This window comes from Chloroflexota bacterium, from assembly GCA_038040195.1.
In the GTDB taxonomy this organism is placed as follows: domain Bacteria; phylum Chloroflexota; class Limnocylindria; order QHBO01; family QHBO01; genus DASTEQ01.
Window position 1 is genome coordinate 247,925 of record JBBPIR010000001.1, and the last position, 24,972, is coordinate 272,896.

General features: G+C 69.2%; 24 protein-coding genes. 3 read left to right on the top strand and 21 right to left on the bottom strand.

Annotated elements, in window-relative coordinates:
• Nucleotides 1-10 precede the first annotated feature (10 nt).
• From acs to AABM41_01295, 4 genes are read right to left on the bottom strand one after another with little or no spacing between them, the layout of a single operon-like run.
• Nucleotides 11-1,987: an acetate--CoA ligase gene (gene acs / locus AABM41_01280; protein ID MEK6190939.1), complete on the bottom strand. Its 1,977-nt coding sequence runs from the start codon at nucleotides 1,985-1,987 to the stop codon at nucleotides 11-13.
• 11 nt (nucleotides 1,988-1,998) lie between these two features.
• Nucleotides 1,999-3,201: an MFS transporter gene (locus AABM41_01285; GenBank protein ID MEK6190940.1), complete on the bottom strand. Its 1,203-nt coding sequence runs from the start codon at nucleotides 3,199-3,201 to the stop codon at nucleotides 1,999-2,001.
• Nucleotides 3,198-4,442, bottom strand: coding sequence for an MFS transporter (locus tag AABM41_01290; protein MEK6190941.1), 1,245 nt, complete (start codon nucleotides 4,440-4,442; stop codon nucleotides 3,198-3,200). The genes AABM41_01285 and AABM41_01290 overlap by 4 nt, the downstream gene beginning before the upstream one ends.
• Nucleotides 4,443-4,446: 4 nt before the next feature.
• Nucleotides 4,447-6,141 carry a DUF885 domain-containing protein gene (locus tag AABM41_01295; GenBank protein ID MEK6190942.1) on the bottom strand — a complete coding sequence of 565 codons (1,695 nt, stop codon included), beginning with the start codon at nucleotides 6,139-6,141 and terminating at the stop codon, nucleotides 4,447-4,449.
• A 53-nt stretch (nucleotides 6,142-6,194) separates the two neighbouring features.
• On the opposite strand from AABM41_01295, the gene AABM41_01300 reads away from it, so the two are divergent.
• Complete coding sequence (locus tag AABM41_01300; GenBank protein ID MEK6190943.1) at nucleotides 6,195-7,340, top strand: dipeptidase; 1,146 nt, start codon at nucleotides 6,195-6,197, stop codon at nucleotides 7,338-7,340.
• A 2-nt stretch (nucleotides 7,341-7,342) separates the two neighbouring features.
• Here the strand turns inward: AABM41_01300 and AABM41_01305 are convergent, their stop codons facing one another.
• Nucleotides 7,343-8,734 carry a class I SAM-dependent methyltransferase gene (locus tag AABM41_01305; protein MEK6190944.1) on the bottom strand — a complete coding sequence of 464 codons (1,392 nt, stop codon included), beginning with the start codon at nucleotides 8,732-8,734 and terminating at the stop codon, nucleotides 7,343-7,345.
• 39 nt (nucleotides 8,735-8,773) lie between these two features.
• Nucleotides 8,774-8,971, bottom strand: a complete 198-nt coding sequence (locus AABM41_01310; protein MEK6190945.1) for a hypothetical protein — start codon at nucleotides 8,969-8,971, stop codon at nucleotides 8,774-8,776.
• Nucleotides 8,972-9,010: 39 nt separating this feature from the next.
• Here AABM41_01310 and AABM41_01315 point away from each other — a divergent pair, with 39 nt between their 5' ends.
• A complete protein-coding gene (locus tag AABM41_01315; protein ID MEK6190946.1) occupies nucleotides 9,011-10,585 on the top strand; it encodes a hypothetical protein in 1,575 nt (524 codons plus the stop codon).
• Here AABM41_01315 and AABM41_01320 read toward each other — a convergent pair.
• Genes AABM41_01320 through AABM41_01330 form a run of 3 tightly spaced genes read right to left on the bottom strand, consistent with a single transcriptional unit; the run spans nucleotide 10,582 to nucleotide 13,335 of the window.
• Nucleotides 10,582-11,391 carry an SH3 domain-containing protein gene (locus AABM41_01320; GenBank protein MEK6190947.1) on the bottom strand — a complete coding sequence of 270 codons (810 nt, stop codon included), beginning with the start codon at nucleotides 11,389-11,391 and terminating at the stop codon, nucleotides 10,582-10,584. The genes AABM41_01315 and AABM41_01320 overlap by 4 nt on opposite strands.
• The gene (locus AABM41_01325; protein MEK6190948.1) at nucleotides 11,388-12,416 is read right to left on the bottom strand and encodes an aspartate-semialdehyde dehydrogenase; all 1,029 of its coding nucleotides are present in this window, start codon (nucleotides 12,414-12,416) and stop codon (nucleotides 11,388-11,390) included. The genes AABM41_01320 and AABM41_01325 overlap by 4 nt, the downstream gene beginning before the upstream one ends.
• Nucleotides 12,409-13,335, bottom strand: a complete 927-nt coding sequence (locus AABM41_01330; GenBank protein ID MEK6190949.1) for a hypothetical protein — start codon at nucleotides 13,333-13,335, stop codon at nucleotides 12,409-12,411. Before AABM41_01330 ends, AABM41_01325 begins: the two co-directional genes overlap by 8 nt.
• A 26-nt stretch (nucleotides 13,336-13,361) precedes the next feature.
• On the opposite strand from AABM41_01330, the gene AABM41_01335 reads away from it, so the two are divergent.
• Nucleotides 13,362-13,700: a hypothetical protein gene (locus tag AABM41_01335; GenBank protein ID MEK6190950.1), complete on the top strand. Its 339-nt coding sequence runs from the start codon at nucleotides 13,362-13,364 to the stop codon at nucleotides 13,698-13,700.
• Here AABM41_01335 and cofE read toward each other — a convergent pair.
• From cofE to AABM41_01395, 12 genes are all read right to left on the bottom strand, one after another.
• Nucleotides 13,697-14,461, bottom strand: coding sequence for a coenzyme F420-0:L-glutamate ligase (cofE, locus tag AABM41_01340; protein MEK6190951.1), 765 nt, complete (start codon nucleotides 14,459-14,461; stop codon nucleotides 13,697-13,699). The two genes, AABM41_01335 and cofE, sit on opposite strands and share 4 nt — an antisense overlap.
• Nucleotides 14,458-15,057 carry a 2-phospho-L-lactate guanylyltransferase gene (gene cofC / locus AABM41_01345; protein MEK6190952.1) on the bottom strand — a complete coding sequence of 200 codons (600 nt, stop codon included), beginning with the start codon at nucleotides 15,055-15,057 and terminating at the stop codon, nucleotides 14,458-14,460. Before cofC ends, cofE begins: the two co-directional genes overlap by 4 nt.
• A 9-nt stretch (nucleotides 15,058-15,066) precedes the next feature.
• Complete coding sequence (cofD, locus tag AABM41_01350; GenBank protein MEK6190953.1) at nucleotides 15,067-15,996, bottom strand: 2-phospho-L-lactate transferase; 930 nt, start codon at nucleotides 15,994-15,996, stop codon at nucleotides 15,067-15,069.
• Between the two features lie 250 nt (nucleotides 15,997-16,246).
• Nucleotides 16,247-17,194: an LLM class flavin-dependent oxidoreductase gene (locus AABM41_01355; GenBank protein ID MEK6190954.1), complete on the bottom strand. Its 948-nt coding sequence runs from the start codon at nucleotides 17,192-17,194 to the stop codon at nucleotides 16,247-16,249.
• Nucleotides 17,191-17,604, bottom strand: a complete 414-nt coding sequence (locus tag AABM41_01360; GenBank protein ID MEK6190955.1) for a pyridoxamine 5'-phosphate oxidase family protein — start codon at nucleotides 17,602-17,604, stop codon at nucleotides 17,191-17,193. The genes AABM41_01355 and AABM41_01360 overlap by 4 nt, the downstream gene beginning before the upstream one ends.
• Before the next feature lie 143 nt (nucleotides 17,605-17,747).
• Nucleotides 17,748-20,039 carry a hypothetical protein gene (locus AABM41_01365; GenBank protein MEK6190956.1) on the bottom strand — a complete coding sequence of 764 codons (2,292 nt, stop codon included), beginning with the start codon at nucleotides 20,037-20,039 and terminating at the stop codon, nucleotides 17,748-17,750.
• Between the two features lie 288 nt (nucleotides 20,040-20,327).
• Nucleotides 20,328-20,915, bottom strand: coding sequence for a hypothetical protein (locus AABM41_01370; protein MEK6190957.1), 588 nt, complete (start codon nucleotides 20,913-20,915; stop codon nucleotides 20,328-20,330).
• A 4-nt stretch (nucleotides 20,916-20,919) separates the two neighbouring features.
• Nucleotides 20,920-22,311 carry a dihydropyrimidinase gene (gene hydA, locus AABM41_01375; GenBank protein ID MEK6190958.1) on the bottom strand — a complete coding sequence of 464 codons (1,392 nt, stop codon included), beginning with the start codon at nucleotides 22,309-22,311 and terminating at the stop codon, nucleotides 20,920-20,922.
• A gap of 118 nt (nucleotides 22,312-22,429) precedes the next feature.
• Complete coding sequence (locus AABM41_01380) at nucleotides 22,430-23,086, bottom strand: peroxiredoxin-like family protein (GenBank protein MEK6190959.1); 657 nt, start codon at nucleotides 23,084-23,086, stop codon at nucleotides 22,430-22,432.
• On the bottom strand, nucleotides 23,083-23,445 hold the full coding sequence (locus tag AABM41_01385) for a hypothetical protein (GenBank protein MEK6190960.1): 363 nt from the start codon (nucleotides 23,443-23,445) through the stop codon (nucleotides 23,083-23,085). Before AABM41_01385 ends, AABM41_01380 begins: the two co-directional genes overlap by 4 nt.
• Nucleotides 23,442-23,948 (bottom strand): glyoxalase, encoded by a 507-nt coding sequence (locus AABM41_01390; GenBank protein MEK6190961.1) that lies wholly within the window; start codon nucleotides 23,946-23,948, stop codon nucleotides 23,442-23,444. Before AABM41_01390 ends, AABM41_01385 begins: the two co-directional genes overlap by 4 nt.
• The gene (locus tag AABM41_01395; GenBank protein ID MEK6190962.1) at nucleotides 23,945-24,967 is read right to left on the bottom strand and encodes a TIGR03842 family LLM class F420-dependent oxidoreductase; all 1,023 of its coding nucleotides are present in this window, start codon (nucleotides 24,965-24,967) and stop codon (nucleotides 23,945-23,947) included. Before AABM41_01395 ends, AABM41_01390 begins: the two co-directional genes overlap by 4 nt.
• Nucleotides 24,968-24,972 lie beyond the last annotated feature (5 nt).

The following is a 24,972-nucleotide window of genomic DNA, read 5'->3' on the forward strand; positions in this document are numbered from 1 at the left end:
GTGGCGCATCCTACTCGTCCTCGCCGGCCCCCGACTGCTCGCGGATGGTGGCCACGATTCCCGCGTCGGCGAGGGTCGTGACGTCCCCCAGGACCCGCTGCTCGGCGATGTCGCGCAGCAGGCGGCGCATGATCTTGCCCGATCGGGTCTTCGGCAGGTCCGGGGTGAACAGCACCTGCTTGGGTCGCGCCAGCTTGCCGATCACGGTGGCCACGTGCTCGCGCAGCTCCTCGCCCAGCTCCTCGGACGGCTCATGGCCGACGCGCAGGATGACGTAGCTGAAGATGGCCTGGCCGGTGATCGGGTCGGAGCGGCCCACGACCGCGGCCTCGGCCACGGACGGGTGGGAGACGAGGGCCGATTCCACTTCGGTGGTGCTGATCCGATGGCCGCTCACGTTCATGACGTCGTCCACCCGGCCCAGCAGCCAGAAGTAGCCCTCGCCGTCGCGCTTGCATCCGTCGCCGGCGAAGTAGCGGCCCGGGTAGCGGGTCCAGTACGTCTGGCGGTAGCGTTCCGGGTCGCCGTAGATGCCACGCAGCATGGCCGGCCACGGGCGATCCAGGACCAGGTAGCCGCCACCGCCCAGGGGCACGGAATTCCCCGCCTCATCCACCACGTCGGCCTTGACGCCCGGGAACGGGAAGGTGGCGCTCCCCGGCTTGAGGGTCGTGATCCCGGGCAGCGGGGTGATGAGGATCATCCCGGTCTCGGTCTGCCACCACGTGTCCACGATGGGGCAGCGCCCGCCCCCGATGTGCTGCCAGTACCAGGCCCAGGCCTCCGGGTTGATCGGCTCACCCACGCTGCCCAGCAGGCGCAGCGCGGACAAGTCGTCGTGCTCGAAGGCGGACGCGCCGTACTTCATCAAGGCCCGGATGGCCGTCGGGGCGGTGTACAGGATGGTGACCCCGTGGCGGGCTGCGATCTGGGCCCATCGGTCCTTGTCCGGGAAGTCGATGGCGCCCTCGTAGATGACACCGGTCGTGGCGTTGGCCAGGGGTCCGTACACGATGTACGAATGGCCGGTCACCCAGCCGATATCGGCCATGCACCAGTACACGTCGTCGGGCTGGATGTCGAAGATGTACCGATGGGTGCTGGCCGTCCCGACCAGGTAGCCGGCCGTGGTGTGCATGATCCCCTTCGGCTTGGCCGTGGTGCCGCTGGTGTACAGCAGGTACAGCAGGTCCTCGGCGTCCATGACCTCCGGCTCGGCGGTCGTGGGCTGGCGGGCGACCAGTTCGTGGTACCAGTGGTCGCGCCCGTCCTGCCATGCCACGTCCTGCGCGGTGCGACGGACGACGATGCAGTGCTTGACCGATGGCGAGCGGCCCATCGCGTCGTCGGCGTTGTCCTTGAGGGGCACGGTGGCGCCCTTGCGATAGCCGCCATCGGCCGTGATGACCGTCGTGCACTGGGCGTCATCCAGCCGTCCGGCCAGGGCATCGGCCGAGAAGCCGCCGAAGACGACGCTGTGCGGCGCGCCGATCCGGGCGCAGGCCAGCATCGCCACCGGCAGCTCGGGGATCATCGGCATGTAGATCGCCACCCGATCGCCCTTGCGCACCCCGAGCTCGCGGAGGGCATTCGCCATCTGGCACGTGTCAGCCAGCAGCTCCGCGTAGGTGATCGTCCGCTGGTCCCCCGGCTCGCCTTCCCAGTAGTAGGCCACCTTGGCGCCCAGGCCATTGGCCACGTGCCGGTCGAGACAGTTGGCGCTGACGTTCAGCTTGCCCCCGACGAACCACTCGGCGAACGGCGGATCCCACTGGAGAACCTGGCGCCACGGCGCGATCCAGTCGATCCGGCGCGACTCCTCGGCCCAGAAGGCCTCGAAGCCCTCGTCGGTGGCGGTGCGGGCGTAGATGTCCGGGTCGTTGGCGATGGCACGGGCCGTGAAAGCCGGTGGCGGCGGGAAGGTGCGGTCCTCGACGAGGAGGTTCTCGATGGTCGCGGCGTCGGCCGGTGGCTGGGTCGTGGCCATGTCCGCCGATTCTAGCCGTCCGCGCTCGGCGGGCGGTCGCGGACGGAGGAGATGAGGATGGCCCCGGCAACATAGGACGCGGCCATCACCACGAAGGCCGGGGCATAGCCCACCCCGGCCACGATTGTGCCGATGACGATGGCCCACAGCGCGCCAATCCCAAACGCGGCGGTGAAATAGATCGAGAACGCCACGTCGCGCAACGGGCCCACGGCCCGATCGGCCATGAAGGCCTGCAGGACCGGTCCCTCGCTGAAGACTGCCGTCCCGAAGGGGAGCAGCAGCGGGGCCAGGAACAGCAGGTTCCCGCCGGCCAGGACCACGGCCAGGATCCCCACCGCCGACAGGAGGTAGTACACGATCAGCGTCCGCCGCCGCCCGTATCGGTCAGACAGGATGCCGGCCAGGACCGGGCCCACCACTGCGCCCACCAGGAGCAGGGCGTACAGCCACAGGACCGTGTCATCGTCGATCCCCAGCGGACCTCGGAAGTACAGAAGCAGAAACGGCGCCGCGATGTCCAACCCACGCCCGCCGGCGGACACCACCGCCGCGCCCAGGATCCGCATCAGGTCGCCGCGGCCCAGGACCTCGCGCACCTGTCCAATCCAGCTCCCCGAGGCCCGCGCCTCGCGCCGGTAGGCCTGGTGGTCCTCGCGGATGAACCACAGGACCAGCACGCCGACCAGCAGCGGCGGGAGCCCGAACAGCAGGAGCGTGGTATTCCACCCCACCGCGGCCAGCAGCGCTCCGCCGATGAACGGCACAAGCACGGTTCCCACGTTGCCGCCCGCGATGTGGGTGCTGATCGCGAACCCGCGCCGTTCGGCGGGGTAGGCATCGGCCAGGATGCCGTTCCCGACCGGGTGCTGGGGGCTGGCCCCGATCCGCGCCGCGCTGATGGCCGCCAGCAGCTGCCCGACGGTCGACGCCAGCCCCGCCAGGACCAGGCTGAGGCCGAAGACGATCTGTCCGACCCCGATCAGGACGGGGCGTGCCACGTACCGGGTCAGCAGCCCATATGACAGCTGCATGCCACCGCCGACCGCGGTGGTGACCGCGATGAAGAGGCCGATGGCCGCCTCGTTGAGCCCGAACTCGTCGATGACCGCGATGTACACCAGCGGCATGAGGGCGGACTGCATGTGAATCAGGGAGTGGGCGAGCGCCAGCAGGCCCAGGGTCAAATTGGGACGGGGGGCGGGACCGCTCACTCGGCCGGCACGCCAAACGGCCGCTGTATGTCTGAGCGGAACACACCCAGGCCCCAGGCGGCCAGGACCAGGAAGATGGACGCCAACACGGCGCCCAGGACGAATCCGGCCGGTGGCCCCAACAGCTGGGCCACCCCGCCCGCGAAGAGCCCGCCGAGGGGTCCCGAACCGGCGAATACCGTGACGTACAGGGCCATCACCCGACCCCGCAGCGCGTCGGGCACGGAGCGCTGGACCGAGGCGTTGATGGTGTTGACCATGAGCATCGAGAACAGCCCGACCAGGGCCACCACCGGGTAGGCGATGGCCGGCACGCGGACCAGCCCCAGGACGACCTCCGCGGCCAGGAACGCCACGCCGCCGCCCAGGATCAACCGCAGCCGCGGACGGCGATCGCCCATGAAGGCCAGCACCAGCGAGCCACCCAGCGACCCGATGCCCATCACCGCAAACAGGGCCCCAAAGCCGGTGGCGTCCAGCCCCAGCGTGAAGCGCGCAAAGAGCGGGAGCAGGACCTGGAAGTTCATGGCGAAGATGCTCATCCCGCCCAACAGGACCAGCAGCCACAGCACGTTCGGGTTGCCGACCGCGTAGCGCACGCCCTCGGCCAGGCTGAACCGGATGCTGGGCCGGACCAATGGGACCGGCACACGGTGCAGGGTCGTACCGTCGATCAGCAGCAGGCAACCCAGGACCGCGGTGTAGGTCAGAGTGTTGACCCCGAAGTTGAAGGCGCTGCCGAACACGGCCAGGGCGACGCCGGCGATCGCGGGCCCTACCACGCGCGCCAGGTTGAACGATGCGCTGTTCAGGGCGATGGCCTGCAGCAGGTCCTCACGCGGCACGACCTCGGCCACGAACGACTGACGCACCGGCATGTCAAAGGCGCTGGTCACGCCCAGGATCAGTGCCAGGACCTGGATGTGCCAGATCTCGACCACGCCACTGAACGTGAGCCCGAACAGGGTGGCGGCCTGGAGCATGGCAAAGACCTGGGTGAGGAGCAGCAGGCCGCGCTTGTCGAACCGATCGGCCAGGACCCCGCCGATCGGGGCCAGGAACAGCGCCGGCGCGAACTGGAGGGCGATGACGGTTCCCACCTGGAAGGCCGATCCGCCCAGCTCCAGGACGAGCCACGGCTGTGAGACGCTCTGCATCCAGGTCCCGATCAGGCTGACCACCTGGCCGGACCAGTAGAGCCGGAAGTTCGTATGCCGCAGCGCTCCGAAGCCGCGGCCCATGGGCTCAGGCGCCTCCGAACAGGATGTCGCGGATTACCGGCGTGGGCGGCGTGCCATGGGCCAGCACGGACTCCAGGAAGGGGCGCCAGCGGAAGGAGGTGCCCTCGGCCTGCGCCCGCCGCCGCGCCTCGCGCTCGAGTTCAGTGATCTCGGTGTAGCCCAGGAAGTACTCGCACAGCTGGGTGCTCGACAGGCGGGCCCGATCCCACTTGGCGGCCGCCTCGGACTCCTCCTGGAATCCCTGTTCGACCATGAGCTTCATCGCCTCCTCGCGCTCCATGGCGCCGGTGTGGATGGCGATGTCCATCATCGTGTTGGTGATGGCCCGCAGGTAGAACTTCCAGTGGACCAGCATGAGGGCCGGGTCGTCGGCCCCGTAGCCGACGTCCATCATGACCTGGGTCACGTACACCGCCCATCCCTCGGCGAAGACGCCGGACTGGAAGATGGCCCGCACCAGCGAGGGGCATCGGTTCGAGTACGCCAGCTGGAGGTAGTGGCCCGGCACCGCCTCGTGGATGGTGAGCAGGCGAAGCATCCGGGCGTTGTCCTCGCGCAGGTACGACGCGCGCTGCTCATCGGTCCAGTCGTCGGGCATGGGCGTGATGGCGAAGAAGCTGGACAGCCCGCGGTCCAGCGGCCCGGGCGGAATCAGCATGGCGCCTCCGAAGGAGCGCATGAACTCGGGGGTCCACATGATCTCCAACGGTTCGTCCGCCAGGCCGATGAGCCCGATCTCGCGGCAGAAGGCCTCGATCCGCTCGTTCTCGGCGCGGCAGTACTCGAGCAGCTCGTCGGCGGCCGGGTGGTCCGCGGCGATGGCATCCAGGACGGCGCGGACTGCGACGTCGGGGTTGTCCGGCATGGGCTCCTTGCCCTTCCACGTCGGCCACAGTTCGCGGGCCAGGCGCTGCATCTCGGACCGCACCGCCTCGAAGGCCCCCAGCGCCCGCTCGCGCAGCTCGGACGGCTCCATCTCGACCCGCAGCGCGTGCCGGAACTTGGACCGGTACAGCGCCGTTCCCAACCGGAAATCCCCGGTCGCGTTTGGCAGCAGCTCGTCGCGGAGCCAGGCCCCGAATGCGTCGAGTGCCGTCTTGGCGTCCGCGGCGGCCGCCTCCAGCTCGGCGCGGAGCTCGGCCTGGACGGCGGAGTCCTCGATCTTGCCCGTCTCGGCGACCAGGGAGTCGGCCAGGTTGACGATGCCGGGCAGGCGCTCGATGGCCTTCTCGGTGTGGAACTGGGCCACCGGGCGCTCCCCGGGCTGGGACAGCGTGGCGCGCGCGGCCTCGATCGCCGCCGGCAACCCGCGCAGCCGCGCAGCGCCGCTGCGCAGCCGCTCGGGGAGTGGCGCGAACGGCCGTGCCAGGAGCGCGAACAGGCCGTTCCCGAACAGGTAGACGAAGACCAGCGGGTTCCAACGCTCCTCCTGGAGCGTCCCCTCGCTGAAGCGCATCGCGTCAGCCGCGCCGACCAGGATCCGGTGGTCGATGCGGTCGTCCCGCGACAGGGTGGTCGGATCGATGGCGCGCAGACGCTCCAGCGCCCCTTCGGCGAACGCCAGCCGGCCCGCCCGCCCGGCATCGGTCATGTCCGGCCACAGGCCGTCGTACTGGTGGTGCCCGATGTCGGTGGCATGCACCGGATGCAGGCGGAAGTACTCGGCCAGAAGCTCGTCAACCAGGGCGCGGAATTCCATCGCTACCTCGCGTGCGGGACGGGCCACTCATGGTAACGGCGTATCCTCCGCCGATGCCAACCCCGGACGCGGATGACCTCCGGCGAGCGCGGGAATTGCTGGCCCGCCACCCCCTCATCGACGGCCACAACGACCTGCCCTGGACGATCCGCAAATACCCAGCGGCGCCGGGAGATCTGGACGCATATGACCTGCATCGCCCCGCCCCACCGCCTGGACAGACCGATCTGCCGCGTCTGCGAGCAGGTGGGGTAGGGGGCCAGTTCTGGTCGGTCTACGTCCCTGGGGAAGGCCCGGGCAGCCGCGCACTCCTCCAGCTCGAGCAGCTGGACCTGGCGCGCCGTCTGATCCAGCGCTATCCCGAGGAGCTGCAGCTGTGTCGCACCGCGGACGAGGTCGAGCAGGCCATGGGCGCGGGTCGGATCGCGTCATTGCTGGGAATGGAGGGTGGCCACGTCCTGGAGGGATCGCTGGGGGCGCTGCGGGCATTCTGGGAGCTCGGCGCGCGCTACCTGACCCTGACCCACAACACCACCAACGAGATTGGCGACTCGGCCACCGGCGAGCCCCAGCACGGTGGCCTGTCGCCGTTCGGGCGCCAGGTCGTGGCCGAGATGAACCGGCTGGGCATGCTGGTCGACCTGTCCCACGTGGCGACGTCGACCATGGCCGATGCGCTCGACGCCAGCCAGGCCCCGGTCATCTTCAGCCACTCGTCGGCGCGCGCGCTGTGCGACGTGGCGCGCAACGTGCCCGACGAGATCCTGCGCCGCGTGCCGGCCAACGGCGGGGTGGTGATGGTCACCTTTGTATCGGGGTTTGTCAGCCCTGAGGCGGCGGCGATCCTGGTTCCGGCCATCGCGGAGTTCTATCGGCGTGCGGCCGGCCTGACCGACCTGGACGCCCGCCAGGCGCTCGAGGAGGAGATCATCGACTCGCTGGAGCCACCGAGCCCGCCCCTGAGCATGGTCGCCGATCACGTGGACCATGTGGCCATGGTGGCCGGGCACGATCATGTCGGGATCGGCGGCGACTACGACGGCAACCGGTTCTGGCCCATCGGCCTGGAGGACGTCTCCGGCTACCCGCACCTGTTCGCCGAGCTGCTGCGTCGCGGCTGGACGGAGGACAACCTGGCCAGGTTGGCCAACGGCAACGTCCTGCGCGTCATGCGCGATGCGGAGTCGGTCGCCGGCTGAGCTCAGTCCGGGCGACGCTCCATCAGGAACAGCGTCCGCAGGCTGTCCGTAACCGGCGCCTCGTCAAGGGTGACGAAGCGCTCCCCGAACGCGGCCCGGAATCCGTCGAGGGAGTAGTCGGTGAAGATGTCACGCCGCGAGGCGAGCAGCTGCTGGACCATGGGGTCCTCGCGCGGCACGAACTCGACCACCAACCGACGCCCGGCCCGGGCGAGCACGTCCGCCAGGCGTGGGAGCGGCACGTTGTTGGCAATCACCAGGTGGTGGACGAGGGCCAGCGCCATGGCCACGTCGGCCGGGCCACGCTCGAGGAGGGACCGCCGCTCCTGGTGTGCCCAGCCCAGTGCCGGGCTGGGGTTTGTCAGGTCCATGACGAGGGGGAGGACCGAAGCGCGCGCATCGGGCGCCAGGTTGCGCCAGTGGTGCTCGACTACCGACGGGTCCTGGTCGAAGGCGATGACCTGGCGGCCCGGCCCAGCGGCCAGGTCGGAGTAGGTCCCAACGTTGGCGCCCAGGTCCCAGACGACCTGGCCGCCGGCGGCGGCCAGCATGCGCTCCACGATCTGGCGCTTCGATTCGGCCGCCTGCGGCGTGTACGTCGAGTGGCGGGTGTACGACAGCCAGTGGCCGCCCGGCTCCAGGGGGAGCCCTTCAACGGTGCGACGGAGGCTGTCCAGGAGGGCCAGGTGGCGGGTGGCGGACATCGCCCGGCCCCGGCTTGGTGCGCTGGGCCCGGTGGCGGCGCTGGGAATCTGCATCTTCTGCGCGCGTCGGTTGGCGCCGGCGTGGAGGTGGAGGTGGGGCAGGAGCCCGCCGAATCGAGTCCGGCCCGGAAGCAGGCCCGCCGCCAGGTCCAGCGGCACACCGTCGATGAAGTCGCGGAGCAGGAGGCCACACCGCAGGTCCCGGTGGGCCATCAGGGCCAGCGGGGCGAGGAAGTGCTTGCAAAACTGCTGGTAGGCCGGCCACGGGGCCGACGGGTCGGCCACCTCGAAAGAGAGGCTGTCAATCAGGATCGGTCGCCCACGGTCGAACTGGACGTTGTAGGCCGAGGCGTCGCGCAGCCACATCCCGACCCCGAGCGCTCGGCGCTGGACCTCGAGGGTCAGGAGCGCCGCCTCGCGGAGCTGCGAGAAGGCCCACTCGTACGGATACGAGATGAGCGCAAGCTCACGGGGCTGAATCACGAACGCCGCGCCGGGGAGGGGGGCCAGGTCCAGCGGCGCCGGCGCGTGGCTGACCAGGAGCCCGTCATTGATAAGCGCCGCCGCCAGTCCACGCTCCTCGAAGGCGGTCCAGTCGGCGGTCGCCATGGGCTGAATGGCGCGGTACAGGACACCGTCGCGGCGAAAGACGTACCCGGAGGGGTCGCGGAAGGATGCGGGGTCGATCATCCCCGGCTCAGCGTGGGCGCCCGGCGGCGCCACCGGCTGTCAGCTGTGGCCGGGATTTGGCTTGTCAGACGAGCGGACCTTGGAAGGCGCCGGCTCGTCCACACGCTCACCTCGCAACCGATGCCAGAATCCGCCGATCGTGCGCCGGAAGACAAACGGGAGGGCCAAGATGGCGGCCAGCAGGGCCTGCAGGAGCAGGCTGCCCGACCCGGGGTCGATGTACCCGATGGGTGGCATGGGCGATGAGGATGCCTCGGTGCGGCTAGTGTTTCGATCATGTTAACCCCAGCCCCGGCCACCGGCGCAAGTAGCCGCTGGTGGTCCTGGCCCTGGCATGCGCTCCTGATCGCCGCGTTCCCGGTCCTGTTCCTGTTTGCCGGGAACGCGACCCAGCAGGTGACCCTCGATCCACTGTGGATTCCGCTGGCTATCTGCCTGGTAGGTGCCGCCACGCTGCTCCTGCTGTGCTTCGGCATCCGCCGCGACTGGGCCCGGGCCGGGCTCATGAGCAGCGCCCTGCTGGGACTGTTCTTCTCATTCGGGCATGTGTGGAACGTCGCCGACGAGTTCCTCCAGCAGCGCTGGCTCCTGGTGGCGCTCTGGGTGGTGTGGGGGGCAGCCCTCGTCCGGCTGGCATGGCATGGTGGACGCTGGGTGCGCCCGGCCACGCAGTTCCTGAACATCGCCACCGCCATCCTGGTCCTGTTCAACCTGTTCCGGATCGGCGAATACGTGGTCAGCACCCGCCTGTTCCCCGACACCACCGGTGAGGTTCCCACGGTCGCCGTTGGCGAGGCGGGCCGGCCCGACATCTACTACATCATCCTCGACCGCTACGCCGGGGACGAGACGTTGCGCGACGTATATGACTTCGACAACGGCCCATTCCTCGAGGCCCTCGAGGAACGCGGGTTCACCATCGCCCACGACTCGTGGGCCAACTACTTCAAGACCGCCCCGTCAGCGGTCAGCACGTTGAGCATGGACTACCTCGACCCGGATCAATACAACCAGGTCACCCCTCACACGTTCGGCCCCATCCATGCGGCGCTCCAGCATCGGCTGGCAGCTCCGGCCGCCCTGAAGTCGCTGGGTTACGAGTACGTCCACATCGCCAATTGGTGGCAGCCCAGCTCCAAGAACGTGGACGCCGACGTCATTTATCGGTACACCCAGTTCAGCCAGTTCAGCACGATCCTGGCCGCAACCACCATGCTGCTGGCCCTGACGCCGGAGGTGGGCGCCTCACCGGAGGAAAGCGATCCGGAGTCCATCACCTACCCGGAGCTCGCGCGGCGCCACATCCTGTACGGCTTCGACGCCATCAAGCAGGCCTCCCGTCGGGCGGGCCCGACGTTCACCTTCGCCCACCTGACGATTCCTCACTCGCCGTATGTGTTCAACCCCGACGGATCCATGCCGACCGCCGCCGAGACCAAGGAGCGGAGCGACGGCGAGGAATATGTACTCCAGCTGGAGTACGCCAACCGCCGATCGTTGGAGGTCATCGACACGATCCTGGACGTGGAGCCGGGCCAGCCGGATCCGGTCATCATCCTCGCCGCGGACGAGGGCCCCTGGCCGCCCGGCTTCCGCGCCGACCAGGAGGACTTCCAGTGGCTGGAGGCATCCGATGCCGACATCGCGTGGAAGTTCGGCATCCTGAACGCGTACCGGATGCCGGGCGTCGACCTTGAGGCCGAGGGCTTCTACGATGGGATCAGTCCCGTGAACGCATTCCGGATCCTGTTCAACGCCTACTTCGGCACGCATCTCGAGCTGCTGCCCGACGTGACGTATCTGTCCCCCGACTACGACCACATGTACGACTTCGTGGAGTACCCCCGCTAGGGCGAGGCCGATGGCAGCGGGGTAGGAGTGGGCGGAGGCGGCGCGGTGGTGGGCCGCAGGAACGGCTGGCCCTCGGTGCCTGCCGCCACGTACCCGGTCACCGGTTCACCGCTCTGGATGACCACCGTCTCGACCCGATACCAGGCGAAGCCCTCGGCCACCTGGGCGGGCGCCAGGATGCGCACGACGTCGCCCGAGAACAGCGCGCCGATGACGGTGGCGGTGGGCGAGGGCGCGATCCGGACCCGGACGCCGTCGGCGATCACCTCCGCATAGCCCCCGGCCGACAGGTCGGTGGGCGGGGTGGGGCTGGGGTCGTGGGTGAGCTCGATGGTGACCCGCACCTCGGTCTCGCACACCCGCGGTGGCAGGCTCCCGAAATCCCCGGGGGCCTCGGCTGCGTCCCAGCCGATGACGGTCCAGGTCAACGACCCGCGCTCGAGGTCCGGCGGTGCCGGATAGGCGTCGCCCGGGACGGGGGCGAGGGTGTAGGTGAAGCTGCCCGAGGGATCGCTGACGAAGTCCACGGCCGTGCCGGTGAGGACGAGGGTCATCCCCGAACTCCCCGGGAAGCCGGTGCCGGCCAGGAACACTATCGCGTCCTCCGCAAGACCCGTCTCAGGGTTCACCACGATCGTGGTGGGCGTGACGCTGACCTCGCACGAGAATCCTGCTGGCGAGGTGGGAGACGGGCTGGGCGTGGCAGTCGGACCGCGAGAGGAAACGGCCAACGCGTAGCCGATGGCCGCGGCGCCAATGCCCAGAACGACGGCCAGGGCCGCCACCAGGACCCGCCGCCGACTCATCGGGGTGGCGGGAGCAACCCGCCGAATCGGGCTGGATCGACGGCCGCGGCGACCTGGATGGCGTTCAATGCGGCGCCCTTGCGCAGGTTGTCGCTGGCCAGGAACATCGCGAAGCCCCGTTCGCGGCCGGGAATGGCTCGCAGGCGCCCCACCAGCACCGGGTCGCGCCCCTCCACGTCGAGCGGCATGGGGTGGCGCTCAGAGCCATCGGCGGCCCTGTATTCGACTCCCGGCGCGTGGCGGAGCGCCTCCTCGAGCTCGGTCACGTTGGTCGGACGCCCGGTCCGGAAGTGGAGCGCGACGGAGTGGCCGGTGTGGACCGCGACGCGGACCGTGGTGGCGGCCACGTCGAGCTCGGGCAGGTCAAGGATCTTGCGCAGCTCGGCACTGACCTTGCGTTCCTCCCCGCTCCAGCCGTCCGGGTCGAGGCGGTCGATCTGCGGGACCACCGAGTCGGCAATCCGCCCGTGGAACGGCGAATCCGGCGCCGCAGCGCGGCCATCGCCCGCGCGCTCGGTGACGAAGGCATCCACGCCTGCTCGCCCGGCACCACTCACCGCCTGGTACGACGCCAGGTCGACGCTCTCCAGCCCGGCCAGGTCGCGGATCGGGGCGAGCGCCACGACGGCCGCCGCAGTCGTGCAATTGGGATTCGCCACCAGGTGTCCGGCGTAGCCCGCCAGGACGCCGGCGTTGGCCTCGGGAACGACCAGCGGGACGCCCGGATCGAGCCGATACGCGCTCGAGTTGTCGATGATAAGCGGCACATCGCGCGCCGGACCCTCCACCAGCTGCCGCGACACATCGCCGTCGGTGGCCAGGAACAGGACCTCCAGCTTCGCGGCCGCATCGGCGTCGAGGACCCGGACCGGAACCTCGGTCCCGAGGTAAGCGACTCGCCCCTCCTCCGTGCCGAAGGCACGCAGCGAGCCGGCCGGCAGGCCGGCATCGGCCAGGATCGAGAGGAACACGCCACCGACCAGCCCGCGGGCCCCGGCGACGCCCACCACCGGCCAGTCAGGCATGAGGCCAGCCGCCGAGGATGGGCCGCTCCCCACGCACCAGGCGCGCCAGGTCCGCGTACACCGCGCCCGCCGAGACGGGGCCCGCCCCAGGCCCGCGAATGGTGATGCTCTCCGCCCCCTCGAGCTCGATCTCGAGCAGGCACTCGACGCCTCGCAGCTCAGCCAGCGGCGACCCGGAGTCGAGGGCGACCGGCCCGACCGACAGCTCGTCGGGCGTAGCCTCCGCGACCAGCCGCACGACCTCGCCGGGCGCCACTGCCAGGCCCACGATTCCCGCCCGGCGCACCTCGCCCTCCGAGCGCCAGCGACCCCACGCCACCCAGGACAGCAGGGCGAGCTTCTGGGCTGCGTCGAGCCCGTCCACGTCCAGCGACGGATCGGCCTCCGCGTAGCCGGCGGCCTGCGCCGCGGCCAGCGAATCGTCGTATGACCGGCCCTCGCCCATGGCCGCCAGGATGAAGGTCGTGGTCGCGTTCAGCAGGCCCCGCAGCCGCCGGACCCGGCCGGACGCGGCCAGGTGCTCGGTGACCTCCAGCATCGGCGTTCCACCGCCGACCGAAGCCGATGCCAGCAGCGCCCCACCGTGGCGAGCGGCAAGCTCGGCCAGCTCACCACCGTGCGCGGCCAGGAGCGCCTTGTTGGCCGTCACGTACGGCAGGCCCGCGGAAAGCGCTGCCTCGGCCCAGCGACGCGGTTGGGACACGCTGCCGGCCAGCTCCACCAGCGCGTCGATCTCGTCGAGCGGGCCGGGTTCCCCGGCCACGGGCACGCCCTGGGGGAGCGCCAGCCCGCGCTCGCGGCGAGGCTCGCGGACCGCCACCCAGGCCAGCCGCATCGCCAACGGACCGCGTTCCACCAACGCTCCGAGCGCCGATCCCACGGTCCCCCAGCCCACCAGCCCGATGCGGAGCGGTTCCATCGACCCCACGGTATCCTTCGCGGGCCATGGGCGCCACCGAGACCATCGACCTGTTCCTGGAGCTCATCAACGACGATGAGCGCGAGCGCGCCGTCGACCTGTTTTCGGAGTTCGCCGTGATGGGCATCTCGACACCCGGCTCGGACGAGCGGACCAACCTGCGCGGCCGCGACCGGGTGGGCGGCTGGTTCATTCGGGCCGGTGACGGGTTCCGGATGTACGTCAACGACAGCCGCAATATGGGCGCGTCGCTGATCGCCGACGTGACCGTCATCCGGCCAGGCATTCAGCCGCTTCACGTGGAGGCCAACTTCCGGGTCGAGAACGGCGAAATCGTCTCGCTCTTTCTCCAACCGGCGCGTTAGGGGAACAGATCGCGGGCGCGGTCCATGATGAGCGGCCGGGCTCCCGGGTCTTCGCCCACCGGCCGCGCGTACGGGTAGCCGCGGACCAGCACCACCGGCCGGCCGGACGCTTTTCCGGCCGCCAGCTCGGCCGCGGAGGCCAGCTCGTCCGCCACCGCCACCACCGTCGCGTGCAGCTCACGCCCGTCCGCATCCGGCTGGCCGCGCAGGTCCGCCAGGACCTCGATCCCGGCCGCCCCGATTGTCACGTCTGTGATCCCGTCCCGCCATGGCCGCCCGAATGAGTCCGAGATGAGCACCGCCGGCCGCGCCCCGGCCAGCTCGCCCAGCCGCTCACGGATGAGCCGCGCCGATCGGTCCGGATCCTCGGGCAGGAGCGTGGCCCGCTCAGCCCCCCCCGGCCCCGTGTTCGAGAGGTCCACCCCAGCGTTGGCGCACACCAGGCCGTGGCGGGTGCGGCTGATGATCAGCCCGCCCTCGGCCATGCGCACGACCTCGACGCTCTCACGCAGCACGAGCTCCACCTGCCGCGGGTCCTTGCCCCAGCGCTCTCCCCATTCGACCGCCCGGGCCGACGGCTGCACCGATGCCAGGTCCAGCACTCGCCCCTCGGCCTTGGACACGATCTTCTGGGTCACGACCAGGACATCGTCTTCGGACAGGCCGATGGAGGCGGCGCCCAGCGCCGCCGCGATGAGCGACCCCAGGTCATCGCCCGGCGCCACCTCCGGGATGCCGTCGAGGGGAATGAGCTGGATCACGCGGCGTGACCCCTCGCCAGCCACGCGGCCAGGTCCTGCGGCGTGTCGACGTCGAACGCCAGACCCGGTCGCTCAACCACGGCGAACCGCGCCCCGGATCGTTCGGCGGCGGTCCGGTGGGCCGCGAAGCTGTCGCGACCGAACTGGAAGCCGATCACGTCTGGAGGCGTCAAGGCCAGGCCATTGGTCCCGCGACCGGCCGCGTCCGGCGCAATCGCAACTGCCGGCCCCCGGGGGCTGACCGCGGCCAGCATGGCGGTGACGTCAGCCGGGGACAGGTCCGGCAGGTCGCCGTGGAGCACGGCCAGCACCGCTACCCCATCCCGGAGCGCCTCGTCGCGGGCCTGCGCCAGTCCGGCGTTCAGTCCCAGCCCGTGCTGGACGGCCAGCTGGGCGCCGGCGGCCATCGCCAGCGGTTCCAGGCTCGCGTCCGGGGAGATGACCACCACCTCGTGCTCCGTCGCCACCGCCGCGTCCAGGACGTGGCGCAGGAGCCACTCGGCCAGCGCCGCCCGTTGGGCCGGGTCCAGCACGCCGGCCAGCCGCGTCTTGGCCTGCTCCAGCCCTCGGTGCGGAACGATGATCCGAGTTGACACGCGGGCAGGTTAGCCCGATGCGGCGTCGATCAGGAACTGGGCCAGCGCGGCGCGGTCGGCATCGGTCTTCATCACCGTCGGCGCCACCAGGGGCTCCATGCCCAGGGCAGCCACTCCGGGCGCCAGCTCGGCATCGGCTTCATCCAAGACGTATCGGTCGAGCATTCCCGCATACAGGCGGGCCACGCCCAGCGCGCTGACCTCGTGGCCCAGGGTAGCCAGCATCCGGTCGGTAGGACCCTTGAGCGCTCGGCCGGCCACGATGGGGCTGACACCAATCTTGCGACCGGGGGCGGTGGCCACCGCCTCACGCAGCCCCGGGATGGCCAGGGTGGGCTCGATGCTCACGATCGGGTTCGAGGGGCCGATGACCACCAGTTCCGCGTTCTGCAGCGCCTCGAGCACGGCAGCCGTCGGGCGGGCCTCGGCGGCGCCCTCGAAGCTGATGCCGCGCACCTCGTCGCGCTGGCCGCGCTCGACGAAATAGCGCTGGAACTCCAGGTCACCGTCATCGGTCAGGACCCGCGTCCGGAGCCGGTCGTCGGTGGGGGGCAGGATGCGGCTCGGGATGCCCAGCGCGGCCGCCATGTCCGTGGTGACCTGGGTCAGGGAGGCACCCCGACGGAGCTGCGCCGTGCGCCGGACGAGGGTTCCGAGATCGGCGTCGCCGATCCAGAACCAGGTCTCCTCCCCGTACCGCTCCAGCATGGTCAGGGCGCGGTCGGTGTCACCGGCCACACCCCAGCCGCGCACCGGGTCGACCAGGCCGGCCAGCGTGTACATGACGCTGTCCAGGTCCGGGCTGACGTGGAGGCCGAACAGCTCCAGGTCGTCGCCCACGTTGACGATGACGTCGAGCGCGCCGGCGGGCAGGACCTGCTGGAAGCCGTGCGCCAATTTGGCCCCACCCGTCCCCCCTGACAGCAGCGCGACCCGCACGACCGGTAGCGTACCTATTCGCGCCGCGACACACAGCGGCCGGGGCCCCGGCCGCGCCGTCGTCGGGTCAATGCGCGGGCGAGTCACACATGACTCGCATCGCTCGCCAAAGGCGCTGAGGGCGCCGATTCAGTCACTAGTGACTGGTGGCCCGTCGATTCAGGCCCCCGCCCTCGTTACCAGTCATCTCTGAATCGGATTCGCGGTGCGAGCGCGACCCCACGTCACCGCGGCAGCGTATCGGATGCGGTCAGACGGCCTCGACCATCGGTCTGACTTCGCCGGCCAGGCGCTCCATCGACTCGCGGTCGAACGGCGCCGGGAAGCCGCCGATCAGGTGGCGGTACCCAATCGCCACGAAGCGCACGAGCTCTTCGGCGACCTGCTCGGGCGTCCCGACCAGCTGGTTGGGCCACGCCCGCGCCCCACCGTTGTGAGCGGCCAGCTCCCCCAGCACGCGGCGCGCCTCGGCCTCCGTGTCGCGAATCACCACCACCCCCAGGTTCGCGGTGCGCTCGATCTCGGCTGGGTCGCGACCCACCTCGGCGCAGTGCTGCAGCAGGATCTCCTCCTTGCGCCGCACTTTCTCGAAGCCGCCGCCCAAGTTGTTGGCGTCGGCGTACTTGGCCACGATCCGGAGGGTTTTCCGCTCCCCGCCGCCTCCGACTAGGATCGGCAGATGGGCCTGGACCGGCGGCGGGTCATTCCGAACCGAGCGCACCGCATAGTGATCGGTCCCCGACGGCTTGGTCCCGTCGAACATCCCGCGCAGGATGATCACCGCCTCCTCCAGCCAGCGCAGCCGCTCCCCCACCGACGCGCCGAAGTCGAACCCAAAGTCGTGATGCTCCTCCCCGAACCACGCGGCGCCGATCCCGCAGATCATCCGCCCCCCGCTCATGTGGTCCAGCTGGGTGACCATCTTGCCGACCAGGGCGGGGTTACGGAACGGGTTGGCGCCGACCATCAGCCCGATCCGGATCCGGCTGGTGCCGGCCACCCAGCCCGCCAGGCTGAGGTACCCCTCGAACATCGGCCCGTGGTGGCTTCCGACGATCGGGTACAGGTGATCCCAGGTCCACAGGCTGTCGTACCCGAACTCCTCGGCCCGGATCCCTGCCGCTCGCAACGCATCCCAGTCGGTGTACTGCGGCCAAGGCAGGGCGCCCAGCTGGATGCTGCCCGATCCCCCGGTCACGGATGCCAGATGACGCGGTCGATGCGGATCAGGAAGGTCCGCCGATCCTGGCCGTTGAAGCGCTCCGGATCGGAGCCGTAGCGGACGGCCAGGGCCTTGATGTCGGCCAGGCCGCGGATGGGGTCCTCGACGACCCGCCCGCGGCCCTCTACTGCCAGGTACTGCCAGCCGTCTTCAAACAGCAGGGAGACGCGCGGATCGCGGCGCAGATGCTTGGTCTTGAGCCGCTCGTTGCGGCTGTTGACCAGGATGACATCGTCGCCTTCGGGTGCGAAGTCGTACCAGACCACGCTCTGCTTCGGGTTGCCCGCTGAGTCGAGGGTGGCCATCACCGGATACCGCAGCTCGGCCGCCAGCCAGGCGCGATTCTCATCGGTCAGGCGGTCGGCGACGTCAATCCGGACGGTCATCGGCTGCCCATCCTATCCGGGATGACACACCGATGCGCCCGCGGCCGATGGCCGCGGGCTAGTAGCCGCGGGCTGAGTACGGAGTGGATAACCTCGAGGCCCGCCGGCGGACCGGCGGGCCTCGAGTATCGGTTCAGGTCAGGTTACGGAGGCGGAATCTGACCGTCGGCCCTCTCAAACCCGTTCACCATCAGGCTGTACGGCGCATAGGTGCCGGCCTGGTCGTCCTCGGGCGTTAGAGCGGTGATGATCGCCACCACCTGGGTGCTTCCAGAGAGTGTCCCCAACTCAGCTCCGCTGAACGCGTACGTGTTGCCCGCGCCCAATGTCGGCCGAAGGATGACGACGTTTCCGCCGGTGAGGATGTCACCGTAGGCGTCGACGGTCCCGCTGAGCCCGACCAGCTGGACCAACCAGCCGAACCCGAGCGGGCTCGGGTCGTAGAACTGGATGTTGTTCCAGTCCAATAGCTCGCCGGGAGTCGGGTCGACGGGATTCACGCCGATCATGGCGTTCCTGACGAACCACCCGTCGAACTCGACGGATGGGTCGCTGATCATCCTGAATGCCAGGAGGAAGGTCCCGGTCGGCAGATCACAGGTCGAGCTGACCGGCAATAGCGCCGAGCCGACGTATCCCAAGCCAGTCTCGTCTGGGCCAGTGAACCCAGGCAGGTTGGCCACGATGGTGGCGATGGCATCGGGGTTGTGATCCGATGTCGTGCCAGTGCACGCCAAAGAGGTCCAGTTCGCCCCGCTGTCGGTCGAGACCTGCACGAAGCCGAAGTCCCAGCTGTTCTCCATCTGGTAGTAGTGCTCGAAGGTGAGCACATCGGTTTCGGCTGCGGTCACCTGACGCGCGATGCTCGCGTCGAGGTTCGAAAGGTACGGATCGCCGGCCGGATCCGGCGTCCAGTACCCACCCTCGACGATCCACTGCGGGCCGCCGGGGGCGGTGAAGAACTCCGAGCCATTGAAGTCGATCGACGTCAGTCCGGATGCTGGGCCGAGCTGGATGTAGTCCGACCCGTACGGCGGAGCGCCGGGCGTGTCGTTCGCATCTCCAGCGGCGTTGAAGAAAACCGTTGCCTCGGTGGTTGAGTTCTGCAGATCGGCCAGGAGTGCCCCAGTCACCGATGCACCGTTGTCGATGTATCCGTCAACCAGGACCGACGCGACGATGTCGCGGAACAACGAGTCAAACGTGTCACTGCTTCCGAAGGCGGCAAGCGTGTCGTTCAGGCCCGCGATGCTGTTGAGCGGGTTGTGGTGCCAGGCCGTGAAGAAGGACTGGCCGTAGCCCTGACTCTGCATGTAGGTCATGAAGAAGTAGGCGAACCCGTAATCCTCGAAGATCTCAGCTGGGCCGGGTTGGTCCTCCCAAACCGTCAGACTGTTTTCCGGGCCCGTGTCATCCGGCAGCGAATTCCAGTCGGGATGGAAGACGCTCAGCCAGCCCAGGAAGCCCTGGGTATGGGAGTCGAATCCCATTTCGTCGACGTGCAGGCTCGGGTCGTTGTAGCCGGTAAGGATCTCCGCGAAGTCGCTCATTCCCTCGTTGACCCAGCTCACCTCGTCGGCGTCGTAGTCAGCGTGGATGAGGTGCTGATACTCGTGCGCGAACACGCTCTCGTACAGAAATGGCCGAGCCGGCATGCTCAAGCACGGATCTGTGGATGGGCTATGAGGCGGGTTTGCCCCTGTCCGGTGTACCCAGTCGAACGCGTCAATGGTCATGACGTTTCGCTGGGTGTAGAACGAGAGGGTCGAGCTGAAGAAGCCCGCGATATAGGGCAACGTGTTGGCGTTGTCCGTGTCGAAGTAGTTGTCATCCCGGACGTTGTCCACCAGGATCACATCCCGCCCGGCGGGGTTGCGGTAGGCGTTCTTGTGAGTGGGAACCCCAATCCCATTCAACAGATCGACCAGCGGCGCGGAGTCGCCGCGCCGGACGTTCGGTTCTCCAAACCAGGCGGTGTCCGTGGGCCTGATGTTCCCGCTGAACTGCTGGAGCAGGTACGCCACCTGGGCGTTGGTGATGACGTTCCGAACGCCATCGTTCCGGCAGTCGTTGTCTGGCCCATCCGGATCAGGAAAATTGATGTTGTTGGCCACCCACAGCTCGGCATCCTTGCTGGTGCCGCGCAGGGTGAAGAACTTCAGGTAGAAGCCGGTGGCGTCGTTCAACGCAAGGAAGACGCGCTGGTCGCCGACCTTCGGCGGGCGGTTCTGGTCGCCCTGGGATTGGACCGGCGCCGGCTTCTTCCAGTCGACGTGAACGCCGGTGCCGCGCAGCTCCTCGCGCAGCTCCTTGATGTCGTTGCCCTCGAATGGGCTGCCGGCGGCCACGGGGACAGCGTTAGCCATCAGGAGGCTGCCGACCATGGCAGCCAGGAGGAGGGCACGGAGCCCTCGCTGTAGTGCACTTGATCTCATCGGTCTCCTCTCTCATTGCCACACATGGATGGAGACGGGCGCCGTGTAGAGCGCGCCGCAGGTTGGGCACGGTCGTGGGCGCGCTGATCCTAGCCCCTGGCAGGCCGACTGGCAAATCGTGGAGACAAATACGTGTTGACCGCTAACAAAGGGGAATCCGGCCTCAGTTCAGGTGCGATCTGCCCCTTGGCTAGCCGGCCGGCAAATCGTGGAGACAAATAAGTGTTGACCACCATCAACGGCGGGTCCGCCTCAGATTCACGCGCGACTCGAACCGGGGCGCGGCCGCTACGGCAGGAAGGCGAGGATCTCCTGGGTGGCATTGGCGTCGGTGGAGGAGACGAAGTACAGAACCTCGCCGGTCGCATACAGCGTCACCGGGGTCGGGAAGTCGAGGTTCGTATCCGACAGCTCCACCGACTTGCCGCCGATCGTCTCGGCATGCCACACCAGCGGGTCGGCGCCCTCGTCCGCAGTGGCCTTGAACTCGTCGACCAGGTCGGAAGCGGTTGCGCCGATGACCTGGAAGGCGAGGATGCTGGCCGTCTGCGTGCCACCTGCGTTGGCTCCGAATGCAATCGCCACCGACACTTCCTGGATGTCGGCCCCCAGGGATTCGATGAAGGTGACGAACCGTTCATCGACCTCGCCCGCGATAAAGTCGGGGCCGCTCATCGAGAACGCCTGGAACGTGATGCCGGCTGCCTCGCTGGGCAGCGTGGCCTCCAGGTCGGCCGCGCCGAAGAACGACGGGAGTGGGCCGCCGGACGTGGCCGGCTCCGACGGGGATGGGCTGGCGACCGGGGAGGCGGAAGCCTGACAGGCGGCGAGGAGCAGCGCCGCGACGGCGGCGCTCAGCACGTGGCGTGGTCGCATCGGTCTAGCGCAGGACCTCGCTGCGGGCGCGCTTGAGGAACTTGCCGTCGCCCTTGGCGCCCAGCCACTGATCCCCGTCCACGATGACCTTGCCGCGGGACAGGACGACGTCGCTCCCACCCTGGACCTCCCGCCCCTCGTAGCACGAGTAGTCGACGTCCATGTGGTGGGTCGCGGCACTGATGGTGTGGCGTCGGTTGGGGTCGTAGACCACCAGGTCGGCATCCGCTCCCACGGCCACGGCGCCCTTCTGGGGCAGGCCGAACATGCGGGCCGGGGCGGTGGACAGCACCTCCACCCAGCGGTTGGGCGTGAGGTGGCCGCCCACCACTCCGCCGTCGTGGAGCAGATCGACCCGGTTCTCGACCCCCGGCAGGCCGTTGGGAACCTTGCGGAAATCGCCGCGGCCCATCTCCTTCTGGCCGTGGAAGTCGAACGGGCAATGGTCGGTGGACACGACCTGGAGGTCGTCGTGGACCAGTCCCTTCCACAGCTCCGGCGCATGGTCGGCGGGGCGCAGTGGCGGCGAGCAGACGAACTTGGCGCCCTCGAACCCGTTGCCCATGTCCTCCAGGGTCAGGAACAGGTACTGGGGGCACGTCTCGGCGAAGGCGGGCAGCCCCTCGTCCCGGGCCTGGCGAACCTCGTCCAGTGCCTGGCGTGCCGAGAGGTGCACGATGTACACCGGCGCACCGGCGGCCTCCGCCAGCCGGATGACCCGGTTGGTGGCCTCCCCCTCCAGGACCGGTGACCGCGAGACTCCGTGGTAGTACGGGTCCGTATTGCCGGCTTCGGCGGCCTGCGCCGCCACGACGTCGATGGCCAGGCCGTTCTCGGCGTGCATCATGATCAGCCCACCGTTGCGCACGGTCTGCTGCATGGCCCGGAAGATGGCCCCGTCATCGGAGAAGAAGACGCCGGGGTAGGCGGTGAACAGCTTGAAGGTGGTCACCCCCTCGTCCACCAGGGTGTCCATCTCGGCCAGGACGTCGTCGCGGACGTCGCTGATGATCATGTGGAAGCCGTAGTCGGTGGTCGCGTTGCCATCGGCCTTGGCGTGCCAGGCATCCAGGCCATCGCGGAGGCTGCCTCCGCGGGGCTGGACCGCGAAGTCGATGATCGTGGTCGTCCCGCCGAACGCCGCCGCCCGCGTTCCGGTCTCGAACGTGTCCTTGGCGAAGGTCCCGCCGAAGGGCAGCTCCATGTGGGTGTGGACGTCGATGGCGCCCGGGATCACCCACTTGCCGGTGGCATCGATGGTCCGATCGGCGCCGGCTCCCGCACCCGCCGACAGGTCTTGACCGATGAGGGCAATCTGCTCCCCGTCCACGAGGACATCCGCCTTCGTCGTGGCGTCGGCGTTGACGATGGTGCCGTTCGTGATCAGGGTGCGCATGGACCGATGGTAGCGCCGACTGGAGGCCTAGGCCGAAGCCTCCGCGTATGCGGCCACGAATCCGGGGATGCCGCGCTCGACCATGTCGTCGGTCGCGGTCAGGCTGATCCGGAACCCGTTAACGCTGAGCAGCGGCGATGGCGCCCAACAGCACGGTCTTGGGCGGGAAATCCTCGCAGTACTGATAGCGGTGGGTCAGGACGAGGCGGCCGTCGGTGGCCACCACGAACTCCCCGGGGAGCTGCCACGGGGAGTCCACGACCGCCCGCTCCGTCCCTCTCCGCGGCTCCACGAACATCGTCCGCGCCGTCTCCGAGTCACCCGGCCGCCACGGGAAGTCGTGGAGGATCTGCGGTGCTTCTCCCTCCAGCAAGCCGTACGCGCGATAGGCCTCGCGCTCCGGGTCGCAGAGCAACGGAAACCGATATCCACGGCGGGTGGCGACGTGAGCGGCGCGTTCGGGCTCGGCCTGGCACACCGCCACCACTGTGCCGCCCGCCTCGGCATAGGTGTCCAACTGGTCGCGGAGGCCCTCCCAACGCTCCATCAAGCATGAGCAGCCGAAGTGGCGCATGAAGATGATCAGCGCCGGGCCGTAGGCCCAGAACTCCGACAGCCGCCGATGGCTGCCCGATGTGTCCGGCAGCTCCAGGTCCGGGGCGCCGTCGCCCGGCTGCACCGGCAGTCGGTCGTATCGGGTCCAGGTTGGCCCCGCCAACCAGCCCGCCACCCATCGGTCCTCGGCTGCCTGCTGCAGGCTGTCGACATCGGTCATGCCTGGCGATCTCGCAGGTAGCTGTACCCGGTCAGGACGACGCCCACCGCCACGATCCCGAAGACGACCATGAAGAACGGATCCCTGCTGATGGCGAACAGGAATGAGAAGCCGACCAGGAAGAAGACCCGGATGATGACCGTGGTCGTGTACAGGGCCTCGATCCGGAGCCGGATGATCTGGCCGACCATGATCGCCAGGCCGATGAGAACCATTCCCGCCAGCCGGGGGAACACGTCGCCGTAATCGCCGTTGGACAGCAGCAGCGGAAGCGCAATGCTGGGAACAAGGAACAGCGCCAGCCCGGCCACCGCGAGATAGCTCACCAGGTAGTAGAGGCTCAGCCGGGTCCGCGTCACGAGCCGTGCTCCTCATGGCCCTCGTGGTCGTGGCCCTCGTGGTCGTGGCCCTCGTGGTCGAGAGCCTCATGTTCGTGGTCGGCGTGGTGCTCGTGGTGCATCCACGGCGTGTACGCGATGCCGACCAGCAGACCCTCCGGACTGAGCAGGCGCGCGACGGTCTGGCCCCACGGTTCGACGCCCGCCTTTCGGAGGAGCCGATGACCGGCGGCCTCCAGCTCGGCGGCAGCCTCCTCCACCGCCTCGGGAGTTGCCACGTCCAGCTCCAGCCAGGCATGCGGCGCGGCCACGTCGGCCGGCCAGGCATCGGTTCCGAAGCAGGATTCGGCTGCCTGGGTGAGAGGCCACGCGGCGAAGGCGTTCACCCCGGGCAGGTTATCGGTCCCGAAGTAGTCGGGCGAGATTTCCTCCATCGGGATGCCCAGGTGACCGGCCCAGAATGCCCGGCTGTTGCCGGGATCAGTCGTAATCGGTCCGAACCCGGCGACGAACTGGATCCTCATGCGGACGCCCCCTCGCGGTTGGCGGCCATGCCTCGCAGCGCGGGCACGATCTCGCGGCCGTATCGGTCCAGCTGGTCCTCCTCGTCTCCGTTCATGAGGTACATGTTGAACTGGTCGACCCCCGCATCGGCGAGCTGGTGGAGCTTGGCCACGTGCTCGGCCGGCTCGCCCAGGACGCAGAACCGGTCGGTGACCTCGTCGCCGACGAACGCCGCGTTGGCGGAGCCGACTTCTGCGTGGTGGTGGTAGTCGTAGCCCTCGCGTTCGGTGACGTAGCCGGTCAGCGCCTCGGGGAGCTGCTCGCGCGGATACTTGTTCACCAGATCCACGACGTGGTTGCTGACCAGGGCGGGGAACCAGCGGGTCCGGTCCTGGCCAAGATCCCGAGGCCCTACGTGTGCGGGCGCGGCGGCCTGGACCTTGATCGAGCCCGGCGGGCGGCCGGCGGCGGCCTCGGCCTCGCGGAGCTGGGAGACGAACCAGCGGATGAGGTCCGGATCAGCCAGCTGAAGGATCAGACCGTCGGCCACGCGGCCCGTCATGGCCAGCGCCATGGGTCCGTAGCCCGCCACCCAGACCGGGAGCTGCCATCGCCCGGCCCAGGTCAGCCGGAGCTCGGTGCCCTCGTACGTGACCGCGCGGCCCTCGACCAGGTCGCGGATGACGCCGATGGCCTCTTCCAGGGTCTTCATGGTCGTCGGGGGCTTTCCCAGCACCCGCCGGGCGCTGTCCCCGCGGCCAATCCCCAGGTTCATCCTGCCCCCGCTGATCTCGTTCAACGCGGCGAGGGCAGAGGCGGTGACGGAGGGCTCGCGGGTGGCCGGGTTGGTGACGCAGGTTCCCAGCCGCATCCGCTCGGTGGCCCCCACCATGAGCGTCAGCAGCGGGTAGGGGTCGCGCCACAGGACGTGGGAATCGAAGACCCAGCCGTGGGTGAACCCGTTCGCCTCGGCGCGCCGGGTCAGGTCCAGCGTCCGGGCGGGGTCGTGCTCGAGCTTGAGGGTGAACGCGAAGTCCATGAAAC